Source organism: Blautia sp. CGZ-1-C1, assembly GCF_056504575.1.
Map to the genome: position 1 here is coordinate 25,478 of NZ_JBWLUT010000119.1, position 24,013 is coordinate 49,490.

At 41.0% G+C, this 24,013-nt stretch carries 20 protein-coding genes and 1 riboswitch; of the genes, 4 read left to right on the forward strand and 16 right to left on the reverse strand.

Annotation, left to right across the window (positions count from 1 at the left end):
* Nucleotides 1–18: 18 nt before the first annotated feature.
* The 6 genes from AC058W_RS11420 to AC058W_RS11445 all read right to left on the reverse strand — a co-directional run bounded on the left by AC058W_RS11420 (nucleotide 19) and on the right by AC058W_RS11445 (nucleotide 7,483).
* A complete protein-coding gene (locus AC058W_RS11420) occupies nucleotides 19–333 on the reverse strand; it encodes a BMC domain-containing protein (RefSeq protein WP_117674444.1) in 315 nt (104 codons plus the stop codon).
* 27 nt (nucleotides 334–360) lie between these two features.
* Complete coding sequence (locus tag AC058W_RS11425) at nucleotides 361–1,578, reverse strand: zinc-binding dehydrogenase (protein WP_117674443.1); 1,218 nt, start codon at nucleotides 1,576–1,578, stop codon at nucleotides 361–363.
* 71 nt (nucleotides 1,579–1,649) lie between these two features.
* The gene (locus tag AC058W_RS11430) at nucleotides 1,650–3,038 is read right to left on the reverse strand and encodes an aldehyde dehydrogenase family protein (protein WP_008705584.1); all 1,389 of its coding nucleotides are present in this window, start codon (nucleotides 3,036–3,038) and stop codon (nucleotides 1,650–1,652) included.
* Between the two features lie 29 nt (nucleotides 3,039–3,067).
* Nucleotides 3,068–3,931, reverse strand: coding sequence for a class II aldolase/adducin family protein (locus AC058W_RS11435; protein ID WP_117674442.1), 864 nt, complete (start codon nucleotides 3,929–3,931; stop codon nucleotides 3,068–3,070).
* A gap of 191 nt (nucleotides 3,932–4,122) precedes the next feature.
* Nucleotides 4,123–4,914 (reverse strand): glycyl-radical enzyme activating protein, encoded by a 792-nt coding sequence (locus AC058W_RS11440; RefSeq protein ID WP_118136409.1) that lies wholly within the window; start codon nucleotides 4,912–4,914, stop codon nucleotides 4,123–4,125.
* Nucleotides 4,915–4,957: 43 nt separating this feature from the next.
* Nucleotides 4,958–7,483 carry a glycyl radical protein gene (locus AC058W_RS11445; RefSeq protein WP_117844602.1) on the reverse strand — a complete coding sequence of 842 codons (2,526 nt, stop codon included), beginning with the start codon at nucleotides 7,481–7,483 and terminating at the stop codon, nucleotides 4,958–4,960.
* Nucleotides 7,484–7,818: 335 nt separating this feature from the next.
* Between AC058W_RS11445 and AC058W_RS11450 the strand changes: the two genes are divergently transcribed.
* The 4 genes from AC058W_RS11450 to AC058W_RS11465 all read left to right on the forward strand — a co-directional run bounded on the left by AC058W_RS11450 (nucleotide 7,819) and on the right by AC058W_RS11465 (nucleotide 11,287).
* Nucleotides 7,819–8,532 (forward strand): phosphatase, encoded by a 714-nt coding sequence (locus AC058W_RS11450; protein WP_118136411.1) that lies wholly within the window; start codon nucleotides 7,819–7,821, stop codon nucleotides 8,530–8,532.
* Nucleotides 8,533–8,762: 230 nt separating this feature from the next.
* Nucleotides 8,763–9,755, forward strand: a complete 993-nt coding sequence (locus AC058W_RS11455; RefSeq protein WP_118136413.1) for a dihydroxyacetone kinase subunit DhaK — start codon at nucleotides 8,763–8,765, stop codon at nucleotides 9,753–9,755.
* A gap of 22 nt (nucleotides 9,756–9,777) precedes the next feature.
* The gene (locus AC058W_RS11460) at nucleotides 9,778–10,422 is read left to right on the forward strand and encodes a dihydroxyacetone kinase family protein (protein ID WP_118136415.1); all 645 of its coding nucleotides are present in this window, start codon (nucleotides 9,778–9,780) and stop codon (nucleotides 10,420–10,422) included.
* Nucleotides 10,423–10,534: 112 nt separating this feature from the next.
* Nucleotides 10,535–11,287, forward strand: coding sequence for a DeoR/GlpR family DNA-binding transcription regulator (locus AC058W_RS11465; protein WP_118136416.1), 753 nt, complete (start codon nucleotides 10,535–10,537; stop codon nucleotides 11,285–11,287).
* A 128-nt stretch (nucleotides 11,288–11,415) separates the two neighbouring features.
* Here AC058W_RS11465 and mtnA read toward each other — a convergent pair whose 3' ends face one another.
* From mtnA to AC058W_RS11515, 10 genes are all read right to left on the reverse strand, one after another.
* A complete protein-coding gene (gene mtnA / locus AC058W_RS11470) occupies nucleotides 11,416–12,537 on the reverse strand; it encodes an S-methyl-5-thioribose-1-phosphate isomerase (protein WP_118136418.1) in 1,122 nt (373 codons plus the stop codon).
* A 22-nt stretch (nucleotides 12,538–12,559) separates the two neighbouring features.
* Nucleotides 12,560–13,774 carry an S-methyl-5-thioribose kinase gene (mtnK, locus tag AC058W_RS11475; RefSeq protein ID WP_118136420.1) on the reverse strand — a complete coding sequence of 405 codons (1,215 nt, stop codon included), beginning with the start codon at nucleotides 13,772–13,774 and terminating at the stop codon, nucleotides 12,560–12,562.
* Between the two features lie 78 nt (nucleotides 13,775–13,852).
* Nucleotides 13,853–14,863, reverse strand: a complete 1,011-nt coding sequence (locus AC058W_RS11480; protein WP_118136422.1) for an ABC transporter permease — start codon at nucleotides 14,861–14,863, stop codon at nucleotides 13,853–13,855.
* Nucleotides 14,864–14,910: 47 nt separating this feature from the next.
* Nucleotides 14,911–16,437: a sugar ABC transporter ATP-binding protein gene (locus AC058W_RS11485; protein WP_118136424.1), complete on the reverse strand. Its 1,527-nt coding sequence runs from the start codon at nucleotides 16,435–16,437 to the stop codon at nucleotides 14,911–14,913.
* Between the two features lie 133 nt (nucleotides 16,438–16,570).
* A complete protein-coding gene (locus tag AC058W_RS11490; RefSeq protein WP_118136426.1) occupies nucleotides 16,571–17,728 on the reverse strand; it encodes a substrate-binding domain-containing protein in 1,158 nt (385 codons plus the stop codon).
* A gap of 432 nt (nucleotides 17,729–18,160) precedes the next feature.
* A complete protein-coding gene (locus AC058W_RS11495) occupies nucleotides 18,161–18,346 on the reverse strand; it encodes a hypothetical protein (RefSeq protein WP_118136428.1) in 186 nt (61 codons plus the stop codon).
* Nucleotides 18,347–18,444: 98 nt separating this feature from the next.
* On the reverse strand, nucleotides 18,445–18,828 hold the full coding sequence (locus tag AC058W_RS11500) for a hypothetical protein (RefSeq protein ID WP_118136430.1): 384 nt from the start codon (nucleotides 18,826–18,828) through the stop codon (nucleotides 18,445–18,447).
* A 302-nt stretch (nucleotides 18,829–19,130) separates the two neighbouring features.
* Entirely contained in the window at nucleotides 19,131–20,177 is a 1,047-nt protein-coding gene (locus tag AC058W_RS11505) for a hypothetical protein (protein WP_117674436.1), read from the reverse strand.
* A gap of 22 nt (nucleotides 20,178–20,199) precedes the next feature.
* Nucleotides 20,200–22,497: a C1 family peptidase gene (locus AC058W_RS11510; RefSeq protein WP_479390098.1), complete on the reverse strand. Its 2,298-nt coding sequence runs from the start codon at nucleotides 22,495–22,497 to the stop codon at nucleotides 20,200–20,202.
* A gap of 626 nt (nucleotides 22,498–23,123) precedes the next feature.
* Nucleotides 23,124–23,447 (reverse strand): cysteine-rich small domain-containing protein, encoded by a 324-nt coding sequence (locus AC058W_RS11515; protein WP_118246993.1) that lies wholly within the window; start codon nucleotides 23,445–23,447, stop codon nucleotides 23,124–23,126.
* A 330-nt stretch (nucleotides 23,448–23,777) separates the two neighbouring features.
* A riboswitch (cobalamin riboswitch) is annotated at nucleotides 23,778–23,971 on the reverse strand.
* Between the last annotated feature and the right edge of the window lie 42 nt (nucleotides 23,972–24,013).

The following is a 24,013-nucleotide window of genomic DNA, read 5'->3' on the forward strand; positions in this document are numbered from 1 at the left end:
CCGAAGGATATGCAACTGCTATTCCTTATCCAGGGCACTGATTTTCAGCATTTTTGCCGTTCCCTCTTCCGGGTTCGGAATTACATAGTGCTGTACCACACCAGTCATTCTGTTTGCAACTTCCATGCCTGCTTCCACAGCTGCTGTAACATCAGTTACACTTCCTCTGAATTTAATGCAGACAAGGAGCGGTACCGGCAGGCTGTCAGCATTGGCTGGTTTATTCTTATCAAAAACCTCCATGCGGACATTTGCCGCCTTACATCCGGCATCGCCTGCTACAAAGGCTGTTACCAGCCCGAATACCTCTAAAATTCCTACAGCTTCTGCCATTTTGTTTCTCCTCTATTGCCAGGTCTGTTATTTATTCACAACCGCAATCTTAAGTCCTGTCATTGCCAGATTAGTCTGAAGAGCTTCATTGATCTGCTCTAACGGGAATTTATCTGTGATCAGTTCAGACATTGGAAGGCCGATTGCTTTTGCTCTCTTAAGGAAATCAAATGTTGTTACATAATCTCTGAGTGTGTAAACCCAGGAACCAACCAGGTTGATTTCTTTGGAGCAGAGGTCAAAGTGTGGATTGATAGTAGCATCTCCACCATTGATGAAGAAGCCAAGTTCACAGAGACCACCGCCATTGCGGATAAATTTGTAGATATTTGCATGAGCTTTCGGATTTCCTGTACACTGGAATGCAAAGTCTGCAAGATGTCCACCCTGTGCTTCCTTTACAGCTTCTGTCAGTTCATCGATACCTTTGCAGTTCATGAAGTTAACGCTTGTATCAGCTCCCATTTTCTTGGCAAACTCAAGACGTTTTTCATTTCCGTCTACTGCGCAGATATTCTCAATACCCAGAGTACGAAGTACTGCGATACAGATCAGACCGATAGGTCCGCAGCCCTGAACTACAACTCTGCTGTTGAAACGCAGGATTCCTGTTGTTTTAGCTCTCTCTACTGCATGTACAAGTACTGCACATGGCTCGATAAGGATTCTTGAATCCAGATCCAGATCGCTTACATTAAAGAATGTTGTTCCGAAGTTTCCACCTCTTAAGAAGATGTAATCAGAGAACCATCCGTTAAGATGTACATCATCATCCGGAAGAAGACCATATACATCAGCTCCGCCTACATTTTTCTTGTTCAGGTCGAACATTGTGATATCAGGATCATCTTTGAAGATCATACAGGTAACGACTTTATCGCCAACCTTTACAGGTTTTCCTGCTGTATCCACTTTAACGTTTTTACCCATTGCCACGATCTCACCTGTACCTTCATGTCCAAGTGCTACAGGGATCAGGTTAAATGGATCTCTCTTGAATTCATGTGCATCTGTACCGCACACACCGCATCCTTCAACTTTAACAAGAATGTCATCATCTCCAAGTGGAGGGATTGGATATTCTTTCAGTTCAAAATGCTCTTTTTCAGTTAATACAGCTACTCTGGCTGTCTTCGGGATTCCAGTTGATGCTGCCGGTGCTGCTGTTGCTGCCGGTGCGTTTCCTGTCATGCCGGAGAGAACCTGTTTCACGATTTCTTCTATATTTACATTATTCATGTCCATGTTCTTTCTCCCTTACTTTTCTGATACCAGGGCCAAAAGAGCAAATGCTTTCTGACCCTGACATTCTGTTTTTAGCGAATGCAGAGACTGTCTGCCATTACGCAGCGTCTTCTCTTGGTAAATGTACTTGCGCATGTAAGACCTTCACCTGTGCGGCTTGCGATCGTAAATGTACAATAACCTTCACCGCCAAATCCTAATGCTGCATAAGATGGAGCATTCTTTACAAGGATTGCTGTATCGATTGCTTTCGCATATTTTGTGATATTATCAATATTCTTTGAATGAATATGTGCTGAATGACGATTGCCATGCTCTAACCATACTGCCTGCTCTACTGCATCATCGAAATCTCTCGCTCTTACAACACCAAGGATTGGCATCATAAGCTCTGTAGTGATCAGAGGATGTTCCTTTGGTCCCTCAAACACGATGCAGCGGATATTTGCAGGTGCATTTACTCCGATCATGGAAAGGAGTGTTCTTGCATCACGTCCAACACATTTACGGTTCAGTTTTCCGCCTGCCAGAACTACTTCTGTAAGTTTATCCTGTTCTTCTTTAGATGCAAGATAACAGTCATTCTCAGTTACAAGATAATGCATCAGCTCATCTACGATAGAAGAAACTGCTACGATCTCTTTCTCTGCGATACATGGAAGATTGTTATCAAATGTACATCCGTTTACAATGTCTGTTGCCGCTTTACGAATGTCAGCTGTTTCATCAACAAGTGCCGGAGGATTTCCTGCACCTGCACCAATGCCACGTTTGCCTGAAGAAAGAACTGCAGTTACAACTCCAGGTCCGCCGGTTGCTGCAATAAGCGGGATGTCTTTATGTTTCATCATTACATTGCTGGTTTCAAGAGTAGGTTTCTCTACAGTAACCGCAATATTATCCGGTCCGCCGGACTCTAATGATGCTTCATTCAGAAGATTGATCGCATAAATGGAAGTCTTGATTGCTGCCGGATGAGGATTAAATACAACTGTATTTCCTCCTGCAAGCATTCCCATTGTATTACATAAAATTGTTTCACTTGGATTAGTACATGGAGTAATAGCACCGATCACACCGAAAGGTCCCATTTCAATAAGAGTTAATCCTCTGTCTCCTGACCATGCAGTTGTTGTAATAACTTCTGTTCCTGGTGTCTTATCAGCTACGAGATGATGTTTGAGAATCTTATCTCCTACATTTCCCATACCGGTTTCTTCCACACCCATACGTGCCATTACTTCTGCATTTTCTTTTATTTTCTTACGAATGCAGGTAATAATTTTTTCTCTCTGATCCATGGACATTTTCTTTACAATAAGCTGTGATTTCTTGGCAGCTTCAATTGCATCATTCATTTCTTTAAAAATGCCATGTTTGCCAGTCGGAGCGTCTGCTATCTGCATTTTTGCCATAACTTCCTGTACAATTTCCTGTACCATATTCTCATTAATTGGCATGAGACTGTCCTCCTTGATTATCTATGCTCTTATTTCATTCCTAACTGAGCCATTACCTGTTTTGTAATCTCAGCAACTAACTGTGCATCAGATGCAGCATTATTCTCTGCCGGTTTGGAATCGCCACCAACGAAATCATACTGATATCCAGGGAATTTCTTGAATTCTCCGTCCTGACATGCTCCACCGCAGTTATGGCAGTTCTTGCCGTCTTTGTTCAGGCAGAGGTTTGCCGGATGTTTACCAGCCATACCGAATTTACGACGAATTTCATAAAGTTTCTCAATGTTCTTCTCATCAAATTCCTTAGGTCCGCCAAGAACTTTTGACTGATACAGAAGCTGTGCGTAGAACTCTACAGATTCCATTTTCATGTAAGCTGCATTTAAGTCTGTGCTCCATGTCAGTGCTCCGTGATTTTCAAGAAGAACTGCATCGAAATATGGAAGATATTTCTCAAGGTTGTCCGGGATCTCCATTGTAGATGGTGTACCATATTCAGCGATTGGAACGCATCCAAGAGAGATAACAGCTTCCGGCATGATCGGCTGTGTCAGCGGAATACCTGCAATTGCAAAAGATGTTGCATAAATCGGATGAGCATGTACAACAGAACCAACATCCGGTCTCTTCTCATAAACTCTCATGTGCATTTTGATTTCAGAAGATGGTTTGAATCCCGGATTTGCCTGGATCACATTTCCTTCTCTGTCTACTTTACAGATAAAGTCCGGTGTCATGAAACCTTTGGATACACCTGTAGGTGTGCAAAGGAATTCATTGTCATTCAGTTTTACAGAGATGTTTCCATCATTTGCAGCTACCATGTTACGGTTGTAAATTCTTCTTCCGATGTCACAGATCTGTTTTTTGATTTCGTATTCGTTTACCATGCTTTTTTTCCTCCTTAAGGCATTTGTTTGGTTGGCATTTCTATTTGAAATTATACATCATCAGTCATAAAAAGTCAATACGATTCCGTTGTTTTATGTTGTTTTTGTATTTTATTTTATGTTGTTTTTGTTTGTTTTTTTGTTTTTCGACACTTCATCTGCTATCACATATGTTTTCGGGCTGCATATCCTCAGCCACCAATCTGACAGTCCAGGCCGCTGACTGCATGCACTGCTTTTTTCAGCGTTTCCATATGTTCTTTAGACGGCGGTTCAATATCTCCCATGGGATACGCTCTCCCCAGTCCTTCATATTTATCCTGTCCAAGTCTGTGATATGGAAGCAGATGGATCTTATTTACTCCGGGAAGAGTATCCGCAAACCTTGCAATCCCCTGGATTTCTTCAACTGTGTCATTAAACGTAGGTATCACAGGCACGCGGATTACCAGATTTGTCTTTCCTGAAAGGGCCACCTTTCTGGCATTTTCCATCATCAATTCATTGGAACGTCCTGTAAATTTTTTATGTTTCTCTGTATTTGTATGTTTGATATCCATTAAATAAGTATTAAGATACGGCAGGATCATCTCGATGGTTTCCCATTTCGCACAGGCCATACTCTCAATCGCAGTAGAAATTCCTCTCTCCTTTGCAGCTCTCAGAAGAGCCGCCGCAAACTCGGGCTGACACAGACACTCTCCACCTGAAAGAGTCATTCCTCCACCTGAGCGGTAATAATATGCCCTGTCTTTCTCCACCTCTTCAATCATCTCTCTGACTGTCACGTCACGTCCGATGATCTTATCTTCTCCCAGAACCTTCATTGTCTGGATCTTATATTCCTGAGATTCCGGATTACAGCACCATTTGCACCGCAGGACACATCCCTTCAGAAATACGATTGTCCTTATGCCCGGTCCATCATGAATGGAATATCGCTGGACATCAAACACTCTGCCCTTTGTATCCAAATAGTCCATGCTTTTTCCTCTCTTCAGCTCTTATATATTCTTATCGTTCGGATCAGAATCCCTGTTCTGTACGGCGAATGATATCATCCTGGAGCGAACGGGAAAGTGTAGTGAACAGTGCACTGTAGCCAGCCACACGCACTACCAGATGTTTGTATTTCTCAGGATGTTTCTGTGCATCCAGCAAAGTCTCTCTGTCTACTACATTAAACTGCATATGCATTCCCTTCTGATCGAAATAGGAACGGATCAACGCAACAAATTTCTCCAGTCCTTCTCTTCCTGACAATGCAGATGGATGAAATTTCTGGTTAAAGAGCGTTCCGTTGGATACAATAAAATGATCCAGTCTGGATACAGAAGTTGCTGCAGCTGTAGGTCCTTTCACATCCTTGCCCGCAGACGGCGAAACACCATCTGCAACAGGTGTATGCGCATATCTTCCATCAGGTGTGGCACCTGTCTGTCCGCCCAGCGGTACATTGGCAGATACAGGGTATAAACCAGCCTGGAACATACCGCCTCTTGGATTGCTGTAATTCTGAAGCGGTTTTGTATATGTATAGGCAACCTCTCTTGCGAAATAATCAATTTCCGGAATATCATTTCCAAACTTCGGAACCTCATCGATCATATCATGGATCTCTTTAAATCTCTGAGTCTTCTGTTCTCCCGGTTTCATTCCGATAAGCGTTCTCAGAAGTGTTTCTGCTGTAGAAGCATCTACATTTTTGCCAGCCTTCTGCATTGCCTTCATAACAAGCTGGGCAATATCTCCTGCTGACTGAGCATCAAGTCCCTGATCATAATTCCATGCAAGTGCTTCTTTCAGTTCTTTCATGGACACTTTCTTATCCTCATAGACCAGTTTACGGACTGCAAAAAGCCCATCTGCCATATTGGCAATTCCAAATCCCTGAGGACCTGTAAAGTTATAAACAGCTCCGCCTTCCTGAACAGATTTGCCTTCTTTCAGACAATCATCTATCATACAGGAAAGGAATGGCAGCGGACATCTCTCAGCGTGAGCCACATCAATAGCATTGTCTGCATTTACAAGTAGTGAAATACAGTATTCCATCTGTTTCTTATATGCATCAAAAAACTCATCAAAAGTTTTCATCTCTGTGACATCACCTGTAGGGATTCCCACCATCTCACCTTTATCCATACCATTGGCAAAAACAAGTTCCAGTGGTCTGCACATGTTAAAGAATGCCGCATCATGCCATCCCTCTGTCTTACCTGCTTTCTGAGGTTCTACACAGCCAATGATATTGTACTCTCTGGCATCAGCCAGGGATAATCCTCTGTTCTGCAATGACGGAATGATCACTTCATCATTGTAGTATGCCGGAAGCCCAATTCCTGTTCTGGTAAGCTCTGCTGCCTTGATCAGGAATTCATGCGGGGAACCATTCCATACTCTCACTGAAAGTGATGGTGCCGGCAGATGAACATGCATAGATGCCTGGATACACATAATAGAAAGATCGTTTGTTACATCTTCTCCCTCTTTATTCTGACCTCCTGCGATCAGATTCTGGAAAAGGCTGTATCCTGCAAATCCCTCTGCTGAGGCTGCATCACGACATTTGTTCAGATCATTGAATTTTACCCAGATACAATCCATCAGTTCCTGTGCAAACTCACGGGTGAGCGTACCTGCTTCCATATCCTTCTTATAATATGGATACATATACTGGTCAAAACGTCCCGGTGAAATAGAATGTCCGCTGGACTCCATCTGAATCAACTGCTGTACAAACCAGAAAGACTGGCATGCTTCATAGAAGCCCCGGGCACCCTTTGCTGGTACCTTGCTGCAGTTTTCTGCAATCACAAGTAATTCCTGTCTTCTGACCGGATCACTGGTCTGTCCTGCCATTTCTCTTGCAAGCTGTGCGTATCTGTCTGCATAGTCCATCACTGCCTGACAGCTTAAGATCACTGCCTCAAGGAAATGAGATTTTCTGGCATAATCGCCATCACCCACATTACAGTTATCCAGCTCTTTCTGAGCCTTAGCCATAATTCCCTCAAATCCAATTTCCAGCACTTCCCAATATTTTACAGTAACATGTCCTACTCCATTGTAGAAATAATTACCAGGTGTAAAAATATTGTGTTCGATCGCTCTGATCGCTTCCGGTGCCATATAGGAAGTAGCAAGCTCGCTGGTTGTTTTTCCCTTCCAGTACTTATCTGCCTCCCTCAGTTCAGCCTTAGTCTCCTCTGCGATTTCAAATGGATCTGCTGTTCTTGTTGCAACAGTATCCAGTTCAGCCTCCAGCCATTCATAAGAGAATTCCGGGAATGTCTGGCATCCTCTTGGTGCGATCGTACTACTTCCTACGATCAGTTCATCATCACGGATAATAATAGGAATATTGCGAAGAATATGGGCAAAAGCTTTCGCTCTGCGGGTAATAATAGGTTCTCCTTCCGTTTCCTTATAGGATTCCGTGATCAGCTTCGCTCTGGCAGACTCGATCACTGGCATATTTGCATATAATGCATCTACCAGTTTCTGGATTCTGGGAGATTTGGGAATGTCTGATGTTTGAAATTTTTCCATGTTGCTCCTTTCTCATGAAGTAACTGTCTACGCATAAGTAAACAGTGCTATCGCTGTCATTGATCAGCAATAAGCCCCCATGTTTTCATATAGTTCCATTATACCTTATCTTTTTCCCGAAGTCAACATAATTCAACATATATCAACCGTTTATTTATGTTGTTTTTTATTTAATTTTTGTTGTATTTCAGTTGTTTTTATTTTGTTTCCTCATTGACATTTAAATCCTCATCTGTCATACTTGAATATAACGAATGTTACCATCAAACAACAGCTTTGCATCTTCCGTAAGGCTCTTATCATATATAGAAACCGCTCTGGAAAGGAGACAAACAATGTATCTTTCTGACATCCACACACATTCTATCGCCAGCGGTCACGGAACTACCTGTACCATCTCTGACATGGCAAAAACAGCCAGCAAAAAAGGACTGAAACTCCTTGGGATTTCTGACCACGGCCCGGGAACTCTGGCTTCCGGAACTTCTTCTTATTTCAGAAGCCTTCCTTTTTATCCCAGAAAAAGATTCGGCATAGATATTCTTTACGGAGTTGAACTAAACATCCTGGACAGTGCAGGACATACCGATCTGTCAGACGAACTATTGAACAACCTGGATTACGCCATCATCAGTATGCATCGGCAGAACTACCGTTCAGGTTCTGTATCTCAGAATACAGAAGCTTACATCAACGCAATGAAACATCCTGCAGTAAAAATACTCGGCCACTGCGACGATACACATTTCCCTGCAGATTATGAAACGCTGGCAAAAGCAGCTTTACAGGAAAATGTTATTTTTGAAATAAACGAAGCTTCCCTCGCACCCGGGGGATATCGGGGAGACACAAGAGCCAATGCCGCCAGAATCCTGTATCTCTGTCAGAAATATCAGCTTCCTGTTATTTTGTCCAGTGACAGCCATGGAAAAGAACATGTTGGAGATTTCACCTATGCCGAAGAATTCGTTCACCAACTCATGTTTCCGGAAACTCTTATCCTTAATAACCAGCTTCCCAGATTAAAAGTTTTTCTTCAGACACGTTAAAAGAATGTTCCTCAAAGGGACATTCTTTTATTTTATGTATTATTTTTTGCATTGTGTTATTTTGTTTATTTTCTATGATTTCTTGCCAAAAAACACAACATTTTAGTACATTTTAATTGACAAAACACACTCAACCATTTAAAATTACAGTTATAAAACCTAAGGTTTTTACCTTTTAAGACCGTTTTATTATTTATTTTTATCACACATTATTAATAAGGAGGCATCTCATGAAAAAAATTATCAATGCACCGGAAAACTATGTAGACGATATGCTTAAAGGCATCTATTCCGCTCATTCTGATCAGGTCAAATATGCTGCCGGCGATCTCCGCTGCTATTGCAGAGCAGAGAAAAAACCAGGTAAAGTAGCGATCATTACAGGCGGTGGCTCCGGACATCTCCCACTGTTTCTGGGCTATGTAGGAGATGGAATGATCGATGGTTGCGGCGTAGGCGGTGTTTTCCAGTCTCCGTCACCTGAACAGATCTACAATATTGCAAAAGAAGTGGCGTCTGACGCAGGCGTTTTATATCTGTACGGAAATTATACTGGAGATATTATGACTTTTGATATGGCTACAGACCTCTGTGATATGGATGATATCGAATGTAAAAGCATTGTCGGAGCAGATGATGTAAATTCTCACAAAGATCCTGCTACACGCCGCGGAGTTGCAGGAATCTATTTTATGTTCAAAGCAGCAGGTGCCAGAGCCGATGAAGGAGGTTCTCTTGACGATGTTCTTGCAGCTGCACAGCTGGCAAAGGACAATACCCGCACAGTAGGCTTTGCATTAACCCCTTGTATCATTCCAGAAGTGGGACATGCCAATTTTGAGTTAAAAGAAAACGAAATGGCCATGGGTATGGGTATTCACGGAGAACCGGGTGTATGGAACGGACCTCTCAAAACTTCTCACGAAATTGCAGAAGAATCTCTCAATACACTTCTTGAAGATATGCCTATAGCAGATGGTGAAGAAGTTTCCATTTTGATCAATGGTCTTGGCGCTACTTCTATCGAAGAGTTATATATCCTGTCCAACGATGTTACACACCTTCTTAATTCCAGAGGAATCAAAGTTTACAGAACAATCGTAGGAGAATACGCTACTTCCATGGAAATGGCCGGTGCTTCTATCTCTATCTGTAAAATGAATGATGAATTAAAGAAATATATGGATCACCCTGTAAACACTCCATTCATCTGTCAGAAATAAAATATCCGAGGAGGAATAAAAAATGGATAAAATCCTTTTTGAACAGGTTCCCGATTTATTTTCCAGTATCGGAAATTTATTTGTAGAAAAAAAAGAAGAATTATGCGAAATGGATGCCCGTCTGGGCGATGGCGATCTGGGACTTACCATGAGCAAAGGATATGGTTCTCTTCCCGACATCATGCGCGAAGAATCCGCCGGCGCTGCCGGAGATATCGGAAAACTTCTTATGAAATCCGGCATGAAAATGTCCTCTCTGGTCCCTTCAACAATGGGTTTTCTTATGTCAACCGGAATCATGGAAGGTGGAAAAGCCCTGAAAGGAAAAACTGAAATAGATGCCACAGCGCTGGCTGCATATCTCACAGGCTTCGCTGCAGGCGTTCAGAAAAGAGGTAAATGTGAACAGGGACAGCGTACTATTTATGATTCCATTCTTCCAGCTGCTCAGGCAGCTGATGCGGCAGCAAAAGAAGGAGCTTCTTTACAGGAAGTGATCGCAAAAGCTCTTGAAGCTGCAAAGATCGGAGTTGAAGCAACAAAAAATATGGTTCCGGTTTTTGGAAAGGCTGCTGTACACGCTGCACAATGTGAGGGAGTCGAAGATCAGGGAGCTGTGGCCGGTTATTACAAAATTCTGGGATTAAATAATTATATTTGTAAATAATTCTGCTTTTCAAAACAGCCGCAGTCCAGTAAAATAAGGACTGCGGCTGTTTACATGTCAGCCAATTTTTTCATCAGGATTTTCTTATTAATCCTAGAAAGGAGGAACTTATTTGCTTGCAATTTCACGTCAAAATCTCATAAAAGAACTTTTACAGGAAAACAAAAGCGTCACTATCGCAGATCTTGCAGTGCGCATGAACGTAACCCGCGAGACAATACGGCGTGATCTGCGCGCCATGGAAAAAGAACATGCCCTGATCCGTACTCATGGCGGAGCTTATATTCTGGACGGAGTCCAAAACGATCTGGATATTTCCACAAGACAGGTATTAAAAACAGAGGAAAAGAAAACAATCGCACTTAAATGCGACGCTTTGATCCAGACAGGCGAGATTATTTATCTGGATAACTCCACCACAGCATGGTTTATTGCCAACAAAATTTCCAACAGAAAACTGACAGTTGTCACAAATTCTCTGGAAATTGCCAATATTCTGTCCTTCTCCCAGACAATCCACTTATTTATGATCGGCGGCGAATATTCTTCACGCACAAAAAGCTTTGAAGGAAGCAGCGCTCACCGCAGCCTGAAACAGTATTTTTTTGATAAAGCTTTTATTTCTTGCAGAAGCGTAAATATGGAGTTCGGAATAACAGATACCAGCGATAACTCTGCCGTGATGCATCACCTGGCACTCTCACACGCCAAACAAAAATATCTTGTGGTAGATCATTCAAAACTAGATAACATATCTTTTACCAGCATCTCACCTTTAGAAGATCTGGACGGTATTGTCATGGATACAGAATTCTCACCTGAATGGAAAGAATTTCTGAATAAACACCATATCCGTTATTACTGATGCATCTACATTCCTGTAGCTGCCACCGGTTTTACACCGATGGCAGCTTTATTTTATAACTAAAAAAAGCTGCGCTTCTCGATTCTTCAATCTCCAAAGCAGCAGCTTCTCTTTATAAATCACGTATCTTATTTTTTATCTACAAACTTCTCCACTGGTTTGATTCCCATTTTCTCAAAGGATTCCTTAAATGGTTCATAAGCAATACCTTTTTCTGTAATAATTCCTGTAACCAGACTGTGATCCGTTACATCAAAAGCCGGATTTACAACGCCAACTCCTTCAGGAGCCATACGTTTTTCATACCACATTTCAGTAACTTCTTCACCTTTTCTCTGCTCAATATGAATCTCATCGCCAGACTCCAGGGTCATGTCAATAGTGGATGACGGAGCACATACATAGAATGGAATACCATAATGTTTGGCAATAATAGCAACTCCGCTTGTACCAATCTTATTCGCAAAATCTCCATTTGCCGCTACACGGTCGCAACCTACAAAGATAATACCGACCTTGCCTTCCTTCATAGTATAAGATGCCATATTATCACACTGTACATAAGTATCAATACCAGCCGCCTGCATCTCATATGCACTCAACCTTGCACCCTGAAGAAGAGGACGGGTTTCATCGCAGTAAACATGGAGATCATTCTTTGGATCCCAGCCATGTTCCAGAGCAATATACATAGGCGCTAATGCAGTTCCATATTTAGCTGTTGCCAGTGTTCCTGCATTGCAATGTGTCATAATACCAACACCTTTTCCAAGCTTCTCCAGAAGTTCAAATCCATATGTGCCAATATTCCTGCTGATCTGAATGTCTTCTTCTCTGATATCATCCGCCTCTTTCATCAGACGGACTTTCAGTTCCGGAATATTCATATGATCTTTCTCCGCAAGCATTACACTGTGCATACGATTCAGTGCCCAGGAAAGATTTACTGCTGTAGGTCTGGATGAATTTATGTACTCCATCATTTTTGTACATTCTTTCACAAATTTATCTTTGTCATCCGTTTCAATCTGATCCGCAAGTACATAATATGCATAAGCGCCAGTAACTCCAATTGCCGGTGCTCCTCTTACTCTCAGAGAATAAATCGCTTCCCAGATATCTCCCGCTGTGGAAATATTGAGATATTTACACTGATTTGGCAGAAGTGTCTGATCCAGTATCACTATTTCTTTTTTATTTTCCGCAAGTTTTACGGTATCCAGATTAAGTGCATTTTCCATAATGTCCATCTCCTTTTATCAATTATGTTTTTTATGCATCTATTTCAGCAATCGCATCTTTCAGAGTCCTCAGGAAGCACTTGCCACATTTCTTATCATTTCTGTTCTTGATAAAATCAATGGCTGCTGTGATACAGATTTTCTCTGCACGTGCACGTTTTGCTTCATCTGCAATTGTAGTGATATCTTTAACATTAGCCATGCCAACAATACGGCGGATCAGTTCCAGACCTGTAACTGCAGAAGTATCCTCAATAATCGTATCCATGTAATACTTCTTATATAGTGCATTCTTACACATGGTATCTGTTACATGCTCATCATAGTATTTTTCCATTTTCTCTTTTGTCATATTGACAACATCTACAAGTACGCTCTCTACCCATTTACAGAAGTCTTCTGCGCCTGCTGCATCACCATTTGCCCATGCAAAGATCATGTTTGCAATCACATTGCCTATGTCATATCCCATCGGTCCATAGAAGCAGAACTCAGGATCAAATACCTTTGTATCTTCTTCATTAATAAAGATAGAACCTGTGTGCAGATCTCCATGGATCAGAGACTGGGCTCTTGTCATAAAATCCATTTTCAGCTTGGCAACTTCACAGTGAAGTTCCTGGTCATCATAAAGCTTTTCTTTCACAAAATCCGCGATCGGAGAGAAGACATGATTGCGTTCTTTCTCATCATTGTATGGTTCTGTATAAACCAAAGCTTCAGTGATATCGCATAATTCAGGATTAATAAATTTGCGCTGAAGTTCTTTTTTCTCCTGATGATCCATCACAACATCTGTAGTTCCCATAAGAACCTGTGCCATAAATGTTGAGATCTGATCTGCAAATTTAAGATAAATCTTGTGTTCCAGCATTGCTGTACGCATAATTTCATGATCACTCAGATCTTCCATACCGCAGGCACTCATCACTGTATCATAGAAATAAATTTCCGGTACATATCCGGGAGCCAGTTTTCCTTCCAGAACAAGGATTTCTGATTCAATTCTGTTTCTGTCTGTATCCAGTTTCATATCTGCAGAGATACGTGCTTCTACACCCGCCTGTTTAACGATCACGCTGTGACCCTTGCCATCAGTTACTTTAAATACATAGTTAAGATTGCCATCACCGATTTCTCTGCACTCCATAGTATCAGCATCCCAGTCGATCTGAGGAACTTTCACTTTAGCGTATTCAATGGCATCATCTGTTTTCATAAGAAAATAAGTATCAAACTTTGACATGTTTTTTTCCTCCATATTCTTTCTGTCGTATCATCTGTCTGTTATCTTTCACAGATTATTCTTTATCATTTTCTCTTATCAGTCTTCTTTTACAGTAATGTATGCTGCAATCAGTGCCAGACAGAGAACTGCACCCTTAACTGCAGGAAGTACATAATAAACAACTCCGCACATTGTCAGACCATTTTCCAGTGTCGAAATAAGAAGAGCTCCTACAACTGTTCCAAGAGCATTCGGTCTTTCAGCTCCGCCTACAGAACGTCCGATAAATACTGCAGCCAGAGAACTCATCAGATAACTGTCGCAGCTGTTGATCTGGGCAGCTGAGTTACGGGAACAAACAACAATACCTGCAACTGCAATAAATACCGCAGCAAACATACCTGCCATAAATCTATACTTTTTAACATTGATACCAGAAAGCTTTGCTGCTGTTTTGTTGCCACCCATGGCATATAAATAACGGCCATGTTTTGTTCTTTCCAAAAGTACCCAGCAGACAACTACGCAGAGAAGCATAATAATAATGATATAAGGAGATTTTCCGATATTCATAGAACCGGTTGTCCATCCTTTACGCAGAGGTGTAATATCTCCTCCATGAAATGCACCGAACCATTTCGGAGCACTCAGACCTGCCGAAACAGCACTTCCACCTGTAAACGCAAGCCCAAGACCAGCATGCACAAACTGTAATGCACAGGTAGCCAGCATATCCGGGATCTTACATACAAGGATCAGGAACATTGTCAGCAGATACATTATCATTGTAAATGCAATAGTAAGAACAATTGCCAGCCACAGTGGTGCTCCAAACCACAGAAACAGCGCTGCAAAAACATATGCGCTGAATGTACCCAATGTTCCGGCCGACATATCAAATCCATCCGGTGCCATGGATACTGTAGCTGCAAGAGCAAAAATCGTAACTACAGACATGGAACGGAGAATATTCATCAGGTTGTTAACCGAAAAAAATGCGGTGCCTCTGATGATAGTAAAGATTATGACTGAAACTACCAGAACAATTACAGCAGCCCAGCTCAGCAATCCTTTCCCAATCGTTTTCATCTTTGAATTTTGAACCATATTATTTTCCTCCCAATACATTGATGCCTGATATCTCTCACCGGATATCAGCCTGCATATCTTTCTGTTGAACCAGTGGCATAATGCATGATCTCATCTTCAGTAGTTTTTGCTGTTTCAAGCTCTGCCATGATCCTTCCGTCAAACATAACATACATACGATCTGTTATTGATAACAATTCCGAATTCTCGCAGGTAGCATATATGACGCAGTTTCCATCTTTTGCGATCTGATTGATCAGATGGAAGATTTCCTGCTTCGCACCAACGTCTACACCTTTTGTAGGTTCATCAAATATATATACATCACAGTCTGCAGCCAGCCATTTGGCAACTGCAACTTTCTGTTGATTTCCTCCTGAAAGATATGCAACCCTCTGTTTTACCGAAGGTGTCTTAATACTAAGACTCTGTACATATTCTTTTGCTTTCTGCGCTGTCTTGCGGTCATTTACGAAAGACATGGTGCAAAAATCTCCAAGACATGCCGCAGATACATTAAATGTTACTGTTTCTGCAACAAGCACCCCCTCTTTACGTCTCTCTTCAGGCACCAGCGCAATTCTGTTTTTTACGGCATCAGACGGATTCTTGATTTTCAGTTCCTTACCGTTTAGTGTAAGCGTTCCTCCCGATTTGTGGTATGCACCGAAAATTGTTTTACAAAGTTCTGTTTTTCCCGCTCCCACCAGACCGGCAAGTCCGACGATTTCTCCTTTTCTCACATACATAGAAACATCTTTTACACGATTTTCCCGCTCATTCAGATGTTCTATTACAAATGATTTTTCTCCGATTTCACAGGTTTCTTTTGGAAAATTCTCTTCAAAAGAACGTCCAAGCATTTTATCAACGATTTCTTTGGATGTTGTCTTTGAAGTAATAGGAGTTGTATCCACGATCTGTCCGTTTCTCATAACCGTATAAGAATCACAGATCTGGAGAACTTCCTGAATACGATGTGTAATAAAAATAATAGCAATATTTTCTGTTTCTCTTAAATGCCTTACAACACGGAACAATTCCTCTGTTTCCGTATCTGATAACGGCGCTGTAGGCTCATCCAATATCAGGAAATTACATGAATTCTGAACCGCACGAGCTATCAGGACCATCTGTTTCTGCGCCAGTGTCAGTGTACCACACCATCTTTTTACATCAATGTCAATGTTTAGGCGGGCCAGAGCCTCTTTTGCCTCTCTTCTGATTTTTCCATAATTGATAAATTGTTTATGTCCCATGTTCATGACCATGTCATTAAACATTACATTTTCAGCTACTGAAAGTGTGGGGATCAGCGCCATATCAACTTCCTGATATACGATCTGGATGCCAAGCTTCTTTGCGGCAGCCGGATTTCTTAATTCCACGACGTTTCCGTTATATAAAACCTCTCCTGTGTAATCTGGATTAGAACCTGCAAGAACTTTCATCAGTGTGGATTTACCGGCTCCGTTCGCTCCCATAACAGCGTGGATCATGCCAGTCTGAATTTCAAAATCAACATCTGAAAGAGCTTTTACACCAGGAAATTCTATGGAAACTTTTCGTGTTCCAAGTGTGATTTTATCCATATATTCCCTCTTTTCCGTAATCATTTTCCGTCACAGATAATCCAGTACGGAAAAAGCGGCGTCGGAGTATTTAACTCCAACGCCTCATTTTACTTAGATATTTTCAGTATTAACTACTGTCTCCCAAAAAGGATTAGTGTCCAAGTGCTGATACCATCCAATCACATGTAGGCATCCAAGAAGTATCGGAATAGTCTTCTCCGGCAACTTCTGCCAGATTTTCAATGTTAATGCCTTCCTTAGATGTAACCATTTCCTGGGTAACAATAATTGAAGGAATTTCCATCCAAGCACCCGGATCTGCGTAATAACAGGAAGCAGCTTCGATATCCTCGTACTGATCTGCCATCTCAAGCGCTAATACACGACATGCAAATTCTCCATTAGATGTCCAGTTTGTAGTAGCACATGCTTTCCAGTTCTCACCTTCCTGCATAAACTGAATATCTTCATTACAGATATCTACAGATACCATCGGAATATCGGAATTTGCTTCACGGAGCGCCTGATATACACCCTGTGCATATGCATCATAGCAGCACCAGATTCCATCGATCTCACCCTCACCGTATTTCTGTAATGTAGCTGCTGTAACGTCACGCATAGATGAAGTAGCATTCTGATCATCGATCGGTGCGATTCTTTCAACAGTTTTGATCTTTCCATCTGTTTCAAATGGCTCGTAACCTACCTGACGACGATCAAACGGGCTGTTATATCCTGCGCCCTGCTGTACCTGAAGGATATTTACAGGCTCACCTGCCTCTGTCTTATCCGGATACATATCAAGGATACACTGAACCAGAGATTCTGCAAATCCTGCATCCTGCTGGAAGAACTGTGTAACACCATCGATCTTTGCTGTTTCACCATTTGCATCCTTAAACGGAGTATCAAATGTAACAATTTTTAAATCCGGATACTGTTCCAAAATTCCTGTCAGGAAATCATATGCATATTCCTGACCGCCATGAGAAACCATTAATCCGTCATATCCGCCCTGTGCGCACTGCTCAATTGTACTCTTCCATGTATCTGCATTATCATTGCAGAAGAAAGTGCTTGCTTCCATACCAAGCTTCTCTGCTGTTGCAGTAAATGAATCTGACCACATCTGGAAGATAGTTGCTGATGACATGTACATGATATATGCTATCTTCTTACCCGCTAACGGAGATTCTGTACTGCTCTCTGTGTTTGTTTCCTCTTCTGCTGCATCGCTTGCATATGCAGGAACTGCAGAAACCACCATAGCTGCTGAGAGTAACGCTGCGATTAATTTTTTCTTCATGATATTCCTCCTTTTTGGATATTTTGCCGAAGCTTTTTTGTTTTTGTGAGTTTATATTAACATATATAACCAATTTTGTAAACATAATAATGTGTTATTTTGTCCGTTTTTTTGCTTTTCAGTAGTTTTATCCAATTATTTATCTCATATTTTGAACAAAAATCCTAGTTTTATTTTTATTTTCCCGTCATAATCACCAAATAAAACATTTTTCTTGTTCATATATACCAATATCGGTTGGTTATTTTTACTAATAATTCAGATATTGTCAATTAATTTTCAATCTTTTTACAATAAAAAATAACAGATAGCTATACAGATATCTGTTATTTTGGACTGCATGTTGTTTTATGCCCGTTTTTGTTGTTTTTGATTGTAGACAATTTCTTTTACAAATTATTCTGAACTCATCACACCCAGGACACTACTGGGTCAGTTATGCCACGCAAGTCTTCTGCTTGCCGGATGCCATTCTCCTGTCATCCAGTCTACATCATTGGTAATCCAGTCCATGATTCCAAGTTGCCTGGTTTCCCATTCCACTGTAGCTTTTCGTTCATCATGCCGTCCTTTACCTGCATTGCAAATGCGTGTCTTTCCATTTATTACACCCTCCATACATTTATTTCTTTATAACGATCCATCTCTTAAAATTAATCGATCGTCACATTATTTTCATTTTATACCCCAATGTTTTTTCCGTTATCTTCTACTGTTCAGGCTTCTACTCTTATATTCTGTTCTCTTTCTTTTCTGGCTTTCTCTCTTTGTTTTGTCAGATCGTAATAGTCATCTGTAAGTATCCCATGTTTTCTCATTGCATCAAATACTTTCTGCTGAGCAACCGTCATTTTCATTCCTATGGAATTATTATAATCAGTCAGAACACAGCCCGTTTTCTCAATCAGCCAGAATAACGGAGAATCATTTTCAGGAATCATTTTCCATATTTCATCTTCCGTCCATGGAAGCAGCGCCATCATGCCATGAAGATGGCCCTTTGGAATTCTTATGTAATCGCCATCTGGTAAAATCAGTCCATCCGAAAAGTTTTCATCTTCAACTTTCATCTTCTCCAGCAGTTCTTCCGTTATTTTCATAGTCTTTTCTACCTCACCCTTGTATTTTCACCTGCTCCTATTATACGTGCGCCTCCGGTATTGTGCAAGCGTTACGTTACTGTTCACTCCGTTCTCAGTAACGTAACCAAAATTTCTTCAAAATTTAGTTTGATTAATCCAGCAAAAAGTTGTAAACTATACTTGCACACACAAGTTAACATTTTTTGTTAATTAAGACTATTCGAGGTTTCCTCAGAATGTCTCAATTATACACACACATTTTTCCAAAAAGAGCAGCTTCACCATCCGGTGAGCTGCTCTTTGATTTCATTAATCTTTATTTATTTTTTCTTCTTAAGGAAATAGATCAGTAATATTACAATCAGAATAATGCCAATACCACTGATCCAGATTACAGGATTCTTCATTCCTGAATCTGACTTCACATTCTTTCCAGATGTTTTCTCTGTCTGTTCTTCACTGGCTTTCTTTTCATCTGTTGAATCAGGTTTCTCTGTTTCTACAGTTTCCGGTGTCGGGGTAGCTTCTTCTGTCGGAGTTGCCTCTGGTGTTGGTGTCGCTTCTTCCGTCGGAGTTGCCTCCGGTGTCGGGGTTGCCTTTTCTGTTGGTGTTGCTTCTGGTGTAGGCGTTGCCTTCGGTGTCGGGGTTGCTTCCGGTGTCGGGGTTACTGCCTCTGTTGGCGTCGGTGTAACCTCATCAGCTGCCGCTGGAACATTTCCTGATGTACCTGTCGCATCCGGAAGATTCTCAGCTGCCGGAGCATTCTCAGTTGCGTAGTCTGTATCGCGGTCAAGATTAATCCAACCCTGATCAACACCCTGTGTATCTACTTTTCCCCAGTTTGTTCCATCTTCGCCCTGGACATACTGAGAAATATGTACGGTTGTCTCATCCGCAATACCATTTGAACCTGAAACTTCATCAAATTTCTCTCCAGGTCCGTTATAAACCGGTACGTTTACACCATTTCCCTGAATTTTCACTTCGAAATCAACATCTTTACCGCCAAAAGTATTATACTCCTTATCTATTGCTTCATCTCTGGTAGCCGGATTCAAATCTCCCATCGGAACATATCCATTCATTCCATGGTATTGGGTATACGCCCATTCATTATTATCTGTCCCGCTTTTTTCACCAAGCACATGAATCGCTGTGCCATTTGGAATCTGTTTGTCATTTAATTTCACGCTCTGTGGAGCTGCCTCATCATAAATATCCACGCCACCCTGCGCGCTCTGCACGATCATGTAATAATCTGTCACATAATCCGGATTCTGGCTTTTCCCATCATCAGCGTAAACAGATACCGCTGTCAGGATAAAACATAAAGCTGTCGCTATTATTGCCCCTAACTTTCTCTTCATAATCATTTTCCTTCATCATTTATTATTTTCTTTTTACAGCAGATGAGCTCTTATATTTGCTGTAAGTGTTTCCATAAGGTTCTTTTACATATGCTTTTACCGCATAGTAGTATGATACACCTTTTTGGGCTTTTTTGTCCAGATATGATGAGAAATTTTTATCAGAAATTTTCCTGATCAGTTGATAAGATCCACCTTTTTTCTTTCTATAAATGTAATATCCGTCACATTTCTTCTGTGTACTCCAACGAATGCGGATTCCGTTCGTTTCTGATTTCACAGAAGAAACCTTCTGTAATGCCGGTGCCGCCTTAATCACAGGGCCTGTTGTATACTTACTTAAATAATTTTTCCCATTTGCCTGATAGTATGCCCGTACAGTATATCGATACGATGCATTCGCCGTAACCTTACTGTCTTTATATTGAAGTACTGAATTCTTAACTGTTGCAATTCTTGACCATGAGCCACCTGTTGCAGGTTTTCTGTAAACATAATATCCTGACGCCTGAGGAACTTCTTTCCATGAGACAAGATTATATCCTGAATTATATGCCTTCACCTGAAATACCGGTGTATCCGGTACCCAGGATTGGCTTAAGGTTCTTGTATGTGCCTTAATTCTTGCCGACCAGTTTTTAGTCTTTCCATCTGACCATTTCGCTGTAGCCGCTGCGCCTTTGTAAAATGTCTGATTATTCTCTATCCCTGCCGTGGAAGAAAACCATTTACTACCTCCCGAAGTCTTATAGCTGGCATTTGCTTCCACTCCAAAGCTGATATAGCTGATTCCAGCATTTGTGATCACCACCGAATAACGGCTTCCCTGTTTCAAAACCACTTCCGGCACTGTAATCGTCTGCACTCCGGCGATCGGCTGTTCAAATTCATAAGGTGTCGCATATGCAGCTGTACCGCTTTCCGGATCAGAAGGGTCTGTGACATCTGTGTATATCTGAATCTTATAAGAAGCATTATCGTTCATGGTAACTACATTGACTTCGCCTAAAGCCTCTTCTTTTCCATTACCAGCCTTTGCCTCGTAAACAGCAGCCACTGATTGTCCCGGCTGTACTTTTATAGAAGAAATCGCTGAAGATCCATCATAAAAATAATTATTTTTATATTTCTGATCTGCAATCGTCACTGCCTCTGTCGTTACCAGGTTGCTGATATTCGGATCCTGATAAGAAAGATAATAGTATCCACCATCACCTTTTTGATTTCCCCAGCTGTTTTTTATAATCCAGGCTCCATCTTCTGTCACATTAGAAGCAGACAGGAAATTATTTCTGGAATAATTATCATCCCATCCCACTACTGTCACAATATGATTGATTGTTTTTCCCGAAGATCTGTTTACAGGGTAACAATACGCCGCTGTATCTGCATTGACATAATTTTCTGACATATACAGCATGATAGATACTGCATGATCATTCATCAACATTTCTTTCATGCGCTCCTCGCTATATTCAGAAAACGATGCATTTTTCAGATATGCAGCCGCATGGTACGCTTTATCTTCGGATATTGCCTCAGTCAGATCCTGTTTATGTGAGGAGTCTGTAGGAAACGGCACATCTGTCTCTGTAGTCATACCTGACCATGTGCTGAGAAAAACTGCCGCCAGGTAATCATTGCCACCTATATTATGGTAATTTCCCAATACAGAATTTATATCATTGGCAGTATTTCCTAACGGATCATTCTGCCTGTTGGAAAAGAAATATGACAGATGCTCCTCTGACAAGTCATACGTCCCCTTGTTCTGTGCCAGCAAAGAGGACTCCATGATTGCTGCCATTCCAAATGCCCAGCACGTTCCAAATGGATGCTGATCTTTTACAGAAGTAACCAGTCCCTTTTGTCTGGAATCATAATAAGATGGAAAGGCTGCGGCCCTGCTTCCATAGGCAGCATAAACAGATGTCAGATCACTTTCCACCTCTGGTCCCGGATCTAGTAATGTCAGATTTTTAAACGGTTCTAATTGCTCTTCTTTCTCCTCTTCTGTTAACGGTCGTCCTTTGATATATCGGATTCCCTCTGTATTCTCCTGCGACGTCTCCCCATCCTGGAAATCCTGTTCTGTATCGTCAGACGAAAATACTTCTGTATCTGATTCCGTATCTGATTCCGTATTTGTCTCAAAATCATTTGTCTGAGAATCCTGAAATTCTTCTATATCCTCTGCTTCCGTTTCCTGATATATACCAGTTCCAAACATCTCCTGACCTTTTACAGGTATCGAACCGCAAATCATGGCAGATGTCAAAAAAGCCGATAGCACACGTATAGCAGTAGTTCTTTTTTTCATATGTCTGATAATTCCTCCATGTTCAAAGATAATAGCATTGTATCATTTTTAATTTCATTTTTCAATATAGAATCCTGCTTTGTAAAATTTACTGTTACACCAAAACCGCCAGATAGCAACTTCATGCTTTCCGGCGGTTCTATGTAGCAAATATATCTTCCAACCTTGTATCTTTACAATCTATTTTTCTTCTGTTAATAACAGTAAAAGAACTCCTCCTCTTATCCTCTATACAAATCATGCATAAAATTCCAAAAAATTTTTCCTCGGCAATGGAACTCTTGCTTCAAGGAGGAAACATATAGAAAATAGAAATGTCCGGTTCTGCCAGTCAGAAAAAATACCGGCAGGAAAAGATGTCAAATGCCTGTGCCGCATTCTCTTTTGTTCAGGTGAAAAGTGTGCGAACGGTGCATGAGTGTATGTAAAATAATTTACACAAAAATCCGTTCAAGTTTTTGATATTTAAGAAGATATTAGCTGCCGGTTGTTCCAACAACTGTATTATTTCATTTCAGATCTTCTCTTTTGTTGTATTTATTCTAACAAACTTAATTGTATATTACAATAAAAATCGTTCCCGTTTATCTGGGCTAATCTGACACATTCCCGCTTTTCACACAAATTTATTTTATTCCTCGAGGTATTTTGGTCTCTGTCTGCTCATTTTCTCTTATTTTCTTCATCAGCGTCGACAGTTCCTGATATTTTCCCGTAATATAACCATAACTTTTTCTTTTATGTGGAAGCATACAATTTGTGCAATCCTTTATCCCATTCTCTGTATATCGAAAATTCCCTCCGCATTTATCTCCCAGCGCATATAGTGGACAATAGCAGAACAGACAGTTAAAATCATCCGGATCTGCATTCTTATGGCATGGAAAATACTCGCATTTTTTATGGCTGAAATAAGAATACTCTTTTCCCTCCCAATAAGGTTTCTCCATTTCTTTTTCCTTCTTTCTCATAATATAAAAAAATACTCTAATGAATCATCAATCACTCTTCGCATAACAAAGTATCAAAAATTCATTACAGCATTTCTTAAATTACGTAATTATAAGAGGGAGCGATGCTACCCCGGGGTAGAAAAAAATCCGTTCATGAGTGCGCGGAGGGAACGAATAAATCCGAAGTAGTATCGCCTGCCATTTAATCATGTATAATTCATAAAGAACAGGCGCATTCCATAAAAAATGTCTGCCTTCAAATAAAAGCAGACAACACTCCGAAGCTGCGGATTCAACGGAGTTGGTTGTTACACTTTACACGGAAGTTTAACCTCGCCATACCAAGCAGGTTTCCTGGCTCCAGGCTCATCGCTCCTCTCTCCTTCTCATGCTATGGCACAATGGACATTCTGAGATTTGCTCCTCTGTTACAGTGACCGGATCGCTCAGGTTTCTCACCTGATTCCCTCTTTCTGTACTGTTTCTTAAACAGTATCAGCACTTAATATGTTCTGTATGGAATTATACTGACTGTATAGTAACATTTTGTAATGAGAATGTCA